Here is a 6,540-nt window from a genome sequence, read left to right as displayed (position 1 = left end):
AAGTTTGTCCTGCTCGGCGTTCTGCCTGATGTCGAGGAGACTACTAGCCAGCCTCGTAGTCCTGAATCCCCGAATCGTGCCACCGCCCGGGCGCCGTCACGGGTGGGTGAGGTGTTCGTGGTCGGCATGGCCGGCCGGCTCCAACTGGAACGTCGAGTGGGCCACGTCGAAGTGGCCGGCCAGGCACGACTGGAGCGCGTCGAGCAGCTGCGGGGCGTGCCCGTCCTGGAAGCACCCGTCGCGCACGACGACGTGGGCACTCAGCACCGGCAGGCCGGAGGTGACGGTGTGCACGTGCAGGTCGTGCACGCCCAGGACGTGGTCGAGCTCGACGATGTGCCGGCGGATCAGGTCCAGGTCGATGCCGGACGGGGTCGCCTCCAGGAGCACGTTCACCGCCTCGCGCAGCAGCCGGACCGCGCGCGGGGCGATGACGAGACCGATCAGCACCGACACGATCGCGTCGGCGCGGGTGAACCCGGTCGTCGCGATCACGGCGGCCGCGGCGAGGACACCGACCGAGGTCACGGTGTCGGTGGCGACCTCGAGGAACGCGCCGCGCATGTTGAGACCGGCGTCGCGGGCCCGCCACAGCAGCGCGACACCGACAAGGTTGCCGGCCAGGCCGATGACCCCGAACAGCGCCATGCCGCCGGGTTCGACCGCGGACGGCTCGAACAGCCGGCGCACGCCCTCGACGGACACGTAGACCCCCATCCCGGCGAGGACCAGGCCGTTGACCGCGGCCGCGAGGATCTCCGCGCGCGCCCACCCGAACGTGCGGCGGCCCGTCGCCGGGCGGGCGGCGAGCAGCGTCGCACTGAGGGCCAGGGCCACCCCGCCCGCGTCGGCGAGGACGTGACCGGCGTCGGCGAGCAGCGCGAGGCTGCCCGTGACCAGCGCGCCGACGACCTCGACGGCGAAGATCGCCACCGAGACGGCGAGCGCACCGGCGAGCGCGGCCCGGTGCCGGCCGGTCGCCGTCACAGAGTGGTCGTGTCCGTGGCCCATCAGATCGCCAACCCGAAATACATGTTCACATACGCATACTAATATGTGTCGACGACAGTGCGTCAAGGGTCGTTCGACCGCCATCCGGACCACTGACTACTATGTTTCTTCGTAGTGATGTCCAGGAGCGGCCGGGTTGCCCACGGCGGGAACTTTCGTGTCACGGCGAACGACTACGTGACGTAGGAGTCATGCCAGGGGAAGGAACGGGTGCGGTGAGGTCGGACACGCGGACGCGACGGCGGATCCGGTGGCGGGCGGGCGCGGCGCTGACGCTGGCGGGCGTCGTCACGGCCCTGGCCACGACGGCTTCGCCCGCCTGGGCGCACAACGCGCTGCTCAGCAGCACCCCGGCCGACGGCGCCGCCCTGCCCACCGGCCCGCCGGCGATCACGATGACGTTCCGCGAGGCACCGAACGCCGCCATGGCGCAGGTGGTGGTGGTCGACGCCGCGGGTGCCGACCTGGTAGCGGGCGCCCCGACCGGCGCCGGGACCACCCTCACCCAGCCCTTGCGGACGGCGACCGCGGCCGGTGCGGTCAGCGTCACGTACCGCGTCGTCTCCGCCGACGGGCACCCGGTCCAGGGCAGGATCACCTTCACGGTGACCACCGTCCCGGCCGCGTCGCCGGCTGCCGGCGGCCCGTCCCCGTCCCCGGCGCAGGCCCGGACCAGCGCCACCGCGCCCGCACCCACGACCGCTGCCGCCACGTCTCCGGGCGGCGCCACGTCTCCGGCCGCCGCGGCGGAGGAGGAGCCGGTCCAGCCGTGGGGCGTCGCGTTCGTCGCCGGGCTGCTCGTCGGTCTCATCGCGATCGCCGCGGCCCTCGCCTTCTGGCCGCGGCGCCGCTATTGCGATCCACCGGGCGATCCGGCCGTCGCCGGCGCCCGGCGGGCCGGACGCACCGCGGACCGGCGACCGGAGTGACCTGGTGGGGGTGACGACCGATCCGGAGGTTGCGCGGCGGACGGGGCGGCGTGTGCCGGTCGCGGTGCCGGTCGCGGCCGGCATCATCGCGGCGGCTGGTGCGGTGTACGCCGGCGGGGGCACCGACGCGACGGCGCTGCCGGGGCTGAGGGTGGCCGGGCCGGTGACGGCGTGGGGACTGCCGATCGCCCGGGTGCTGGCCGATGTGAGCGCGGCGGCGACGCTGGGCCTGCTGCTCGCCGCCGCTTGCCTCGCACCGGTCGGCCGCGAACGGACCGAGCGGGGCCGCCGGATGTCGCTGTCCCCGGCGGGATTCCACGCGACCCGGCTGGCGTCCCTCGCTGCCGCGGGATGGCTGGTGGCGGTCGCCGCGCTCGCCGTGTTCACCGTGTCGGACCTCCTCGCCGCGCCGGCCGCCGACGTCCTGCGTGGACGGGCGACGGTGAGTTTCCTGCTCGACCTCGTGCAGGGCCGGGCGATGCTGGTGAGCGCGGCCGCCGCGGCGGTGATCGCGGTCGTCGCCCGGTCCGCCCTCGAAGTGCGCACGGTGGTCCCCCTGGCCGCGGTGGCCGTGGCGGGGCTCGCGGCGCCGGCGTTCGCCGGGCACGCGGCCTCGTCGGGCAGCCACCAGCTCGCCGTGTCGTCGCTGGTCCTGCACAGCGTCGCCGCGGCCGCCTGGCTCGGCGGGCTCACCGCGCTGCTCCTCCTCCGCCATCGCGGCACCGCCGACCGGCACCGGGCGGTGCGCAGGTTCTCCGTCCTCGCCACCTGGTGCCTGCCGCTCGTCGTCGCCGCCGGAACCCTCAACGCCACGACCCGCCTGCAACATCCGGCCGAGCTGTGGAGCAGCACGTACGGACGGCTCATCGCCATCAAGGTCGCCGCTGTCGTGGTCGTCGTGTGCCTCGCCGCGTGGCACCGGCGGGTCAGCGTCCCGGCCCTGGCCGACGGCCGGCCCGGGACGTTCCGGCGGATCGCCGTCGTCGAGGTGGCCGTCCTCGCCGCGGCGTTCGGGCTCGCGGTCGCGCTGTCCCGCACGCCACCACCCACCGGTGACAGCGGCGAGGAGACCCTCGCGCAGACCCTGCTGGGCTTCCCGATGCCCGGCCCGCTGTCCGTCGGCGGGCTGCTGACGCAGTGGCTCGTCGAACCCCTCGCCGTGACGGTCGCAGTCGTCGCGGTCGGCGGCTACTTGGCGGGCTGGTGGCGGCTGCGGCGCCGTGGCGTCGCCTGGCCGGTGCACCGCCTGGTCGTGTGGACGGCCGGCTGGGCGGTGGTGGTCGTCGTGACCAGCTCCGGCCTGGCCCGCTACGCGCCGGTGCTGTTCAGCGCGCACATGGTGGTGCACATGGCGTTGAGCATGCTCGCCCCGATCCTGCTCGTCCTCGGCGCACCCGTCACCCTTGCCCTGCGGGCCCTGCGTCCCAGCCGTTCATCGGACTGGCCGGGGCCGCGGGAGTGGTTGACCGCCGGCCTGCACAGCCGGCCCGCCGTCCTGCTGAGCCATCCGCTGGTCGCGCTCGCGGTCTACGTCGGCAGCCTGTACGGGCTGTACTTCACCGGCCTGTTCGAGCTCGCGCTGCGCTCCCACGCCGCGCACCTGGCCATGCAGGCGCACTTCCTGATCGCCGGATACCTGTTCTTCCAGGTCCTGATCGGCGTCGACCCGGGCCGCCGTCCCGCACCGTACCCGCTGCGGATGCTGCTGCTGTTCGCGGCGATGGCCCTGCACGCCATCTTCGGGCTCGCGGTGCAGCAGTCCACGACCGTGCTCGCCGCCGACTGGTACACCGCCCTCGCCCGGCCGTGGGGTGATTCGCCGCTGCAGGATCAACGGCTCGGCGGCGGCATCGCCTGGTCGTTCGGGGAACTGCCGACCGCTCTTGTCGCGATCATCCTGCTCACCCAGTGGTGGCGCACCGACCAGCGCGAGGCGCGACGCGTCGACCGGGCCATCGACCGGGCCGAGGCCGCCGGCGAGGACCACGCCCTCGCCGCCTACAACCGCCAGCTGGCCGCCTGGGCCGGCGAAGCACGCCGTACCACCGAAGACGCCACCGACGAGGGAGCCTCCCGCCGATGACCAAGAAGGCCAAGCCCCGCACCACGCGGCAGACGTTCACCGCACCACCCCGACGGACCAGCCCGGCCCGCGGACCGGCCCGCGGACCGGCGCGCAGGTGGTGGCAGAACGGCAACCTGATGCTGACCGTCACCCTCGTGGTCGCCGCCGTGATCGCCCTCGGCACGTTCCTCGTCGTCGACGGCACCGGCAGCGAGGCCGAGCCGCCCGCCGGCGCGACCGACCCGCGGCTCGTCCGTGCGGACAGCCACCGCCTCGACGTGGCCGCCGGCGAGCTGGTCACCCTGGTGGAGTTCCTGGACTTCGAGTGCGAGTCCTGCGGCGCCGCCTACCCGTCGGTCGAGCGGCTCCGCAAGGAGTACGCCGGGAAGATCACCTACGTGGTGCGGTACTTCCCGCTGCCCGGCCACACCAACGCCCAGAACGCCGCCCAGGCGGCCGAGGCCGCGGCGCGGCAGGACAGGTTCGAGGCCATGTACACCAAGCTGTTCGACACCCAGAAGGAATGGGGCGAGGCGCGGACCTCGCACGCGGACACGTTCGCCGGCTACGCCGAGCAGCTCGGCCTCGACATGACCCGCTACCGCGCCGACGTGACCGCCCCCGACACCGTCGCCCGCGTCAACCGCGACAAGGCCGACGGCACCGACCTCGGCGTGCAGGGCACCCCGACGTTCTTCCTCAACGGCAGGCAGCTGCAGGCCTCCCCCACGTACGCCAACCTGAAGAAGGCCGTCGACGACGCCCTCGCGGCCGGCAGCTGATGCCCGTCCGCAGGCTCGGGTGGCTGCTCACCGTCGCGGGCACGCTCGGGCTCGTCGCCGCGTTCGTGCTCACCGTCGAGAAGATCCGGCTGCTGCAGGACCCGGCGTACCGGCCGACGTGCAGCATCAACCCGATCCTGTCCTGCGGCTCCATCATGACCAGCGACCAGGCCGACGTGTTCGGGTTCCCCAACCCGCTGCTCGGCCTGGTCGGGTTCACCGTCGTCGCCACCACCGGCGTCGCCGTCCTCGCCGGAGCCCTGCTGCCCCGCTGGTGGTGGCTCGGGCTGCAGGCGGGCGCCGTCCTCGGCGTGGTGTTCGTGCACTGGCTGTTCGTGCAGAGCGTGTACCGCATCGGCGCCCTGTGCCCGTACTGCATGGGCGTCTGGGTCGTGACGATCGCCGTCTTCTGGTACGTGACGCTGCACAACCTCGGCGGACGGCCGATCGTGGACGCGGTCGCGCGGTTCCACAGCACGATCCTCACCGCCTGGCTCCTCGTCCTGGTCGCGTTGATCGGCGTGGAGTTCTGGGACTTCTGGAGGACCCTGCTGTGAGCGCCGGCGATCCCTCGACGAACTACTAGGCGCGATAGTAGTATCGGGCACGAGCCGGGGACCTTTGGTGTGGGTCGCTGTTGACCCGGCTTGACGCGGCGCGGGTCCCGCCTCGCTCAGGGGCCCGCGCCGCGTGGCAGCGTCCCGGGACCTCGCCGGACCCGGGCCGTCCCGTCAGATGCCGATGACGCCGGGTCCGACGGTCGTTCGCAGCCAGCCGACGAAGTCGGTCCAGGCGCCGGTCAGCAGCGCGAGACCGACCGCCATCAGCATCACGCCGCCGGCGACGTTGACGGCGCGGCGGTAGGGGCGGGTCGCGGTGATGAAGGCCAGCCCGCGCCGCATGCCGACCGCGACGGCGAGGAACGGCAGACCGAGCCCGGCGCAGTACGCCGCGGCGAGCAGCAGCCCCCGGCCGACCGTCGCGTCCACGGCGGCGAGGGACAGCACCGCGCCGAGGGTCGGGCTCACGCACGGCACCCAGCCGAGCCCGAACGTCGCCCCGAGGACGGGGGCACCGGCCAGCCCGGCGCGGGGGAGGAACCGGACCCGGCGTTCGCCGGGCATCCGGGGCAGCAGGCCGATGAACGCCAGACCCAGCACGACGGTCAGCGACCCCGCGACGACCTCGACCGTCCGGGCATGCTGCCACAGCAGGCGACCGGCCTGCGCGAACGTCACCCCGGTCAGCAGGAACACCACGGTGAACCCCGCGATGAACAGGCACGCACCGGCGAGCATGCGCCCACGCCCGGCCGCCGGCGCAGCGGCCACCGCACCCCCTGCCGCGCGCTCGGGCGGCGCGGGGTGCGGGCCCTGCAGCGTGGTGGCGGCGAGGCCGGTGACGTAGGACAGGTAGCCGGGCACGAGCGGCAGCACGCACGGCGACAGGAAGCTCACCAGGCCCGCCAGCAGCGCCACGGCCATACCCGCCAGCAGGGGGCCGCCCGCGGCGACCCCCGCGAAGAAGTCTCCCACCGGACGCTCCCTGCTCAGACGCGAGCCACCACGGTACCAGCATCTCCTATCCGCCATAGTAGGAGGGCGAATCTGCTTCGCCGCCGTGAACTCGCACACCGTCGCCGTCGCCGTCGTCCGATCCGGCCGCGTGGCGGTGGCACGATTCGGGGATTCGTTACTACGATCCCGCCTAGTAGCGTTCTTTCCATCAGCACGGACGACACCGACACAGCCAC

At 73.6% G+C, this 6,540-nt stretch carries 6 protein-coding genes; 4 read left to right on the top strand and 2 right to left on the bottom strand.

Going from position 1 to position 6,540, the window contains the following annotated elements:
• Window positions 1–96: 96 nt before the first annotated feature.
• Window positions 97–987, bottom strand: a complete 891-nt coding sequence (locus ABZS58_RS50765) for a cation diffusion facilitator family transporter (RefSeq protein ID WP_354792003.1) — start codon at window positions 985–987, stop codon at window positions 97–99.
• A 239-nt stretch (window positions 988–1,226) separates the two neighbouring features.
• Here ABZS58_RS50765 and ABZS58_RS50760 point away from each other — a divergent pair, with 239 nt between their 5' ends.
• The 4 genes from ABZS58_RS50760 to ABZS58_RS50745 are packed head-to-tail and all read left to right on the top strand — an operon-like array spanning window position 1,227 to window position 5,344.
• Window positions 1,227–1,940: a copper resistance CopC family protein gene (locus tag ABZS58_RS50760; protein ID WP_354792001.1), complete on the top strand. Its 714-nt coding sequence runs from the start codon at window positions 1,227–1,229 to the stop codon at window positions 1,938–1,940.
• Window positions 1,941–1,992: 52 nt separating this feature from the next.
• A complete protein-coding gene (locus tag ABZS58_RS50755; RefSeq protein ID WP_354792004.1) occupies window positions 1,993–4,023 on the top strand; it encodes a cytochrome c oxidase assembly protein in 2,031 nt (676 codons plus the stop codon).
• Entirely contained in the window at window positions 4,020–4,787 is a 768-nt protein-coding gene (locus ABZS58_RS50750) for a thioredoxin domain-containing protein (RefSeq protein ID WP_354792000.1), read from the top strand. The genes ABZS58_RS50755 and ABZS58_RS50750 overlap by 4 nt, the downstream gene beginning before the upstream one ends.
• Window positions 4,787–5,344 carry a vitamin K epoxide reductase family protein gene (locus tag ABZS58_RS50745; RefSeq protein WP_354791999.1) on the top strand — a complete coding sequence of 186 codons (558 nt, stop codon included), beginning with the start codon at window positions 4,787–4,789 and terminating at the stop codon, window positions 5,342–5,344. Before ABZS58_RS50750 ends, ABZS58_RS50745 begins: the two co-directional genes overlap by 1 nt.
• 174 nt (window positions 5,345–5,518) lie before the next feature.
• Here the strand turns inward: ABZS58_RS50745 and ABZS58_RS50740 are convergent, their stop codons facing one another.
• A complete protein-coding gene (locus ABZS58_RS50740; protein ID WP_354791997.1) occupies window positions 5,519–6,322 on the bottom strand; it encodes a cytochrome c biogenesis CcdA family protein in 804 nt (267 codons plus the stop codon).
• Between the last annotated feature and the right edge of the window lie 218 nt (window positions 6,323–6,540).

Source organism: Dactylosporangium sp. NPDC005555 (assembly GCF_040605635.1).
Classification (GTDB): domain Bacteria; phylum Actinomycetota; class Actinomycetes; order Mycobacteriales; family Micromonosporaceae; genus Dactylosporangium.
The sequence above is the reverse complement of the archived record's forward strand: the minus strand, read 5'-3'. Positions and strand labels throughout refer to the sequence as shown.

Coding starts and splice junctions, on each gene's coding strand:
- ABZS58_RS50745 (WP_354791999.1), top strand. CDS start 4,787: ATGCCCGTCCGCAGGCTCGGGTGGCTGCTCACCGTCGCGGGCACGCTC.
- ABZS58_RS50750 (WP_354792000.1), top strand. CDS start 4,020: ATGACCAAGAAGGCCAAGCCCCGCACCACGCGGCAGACGTTCACCGCA.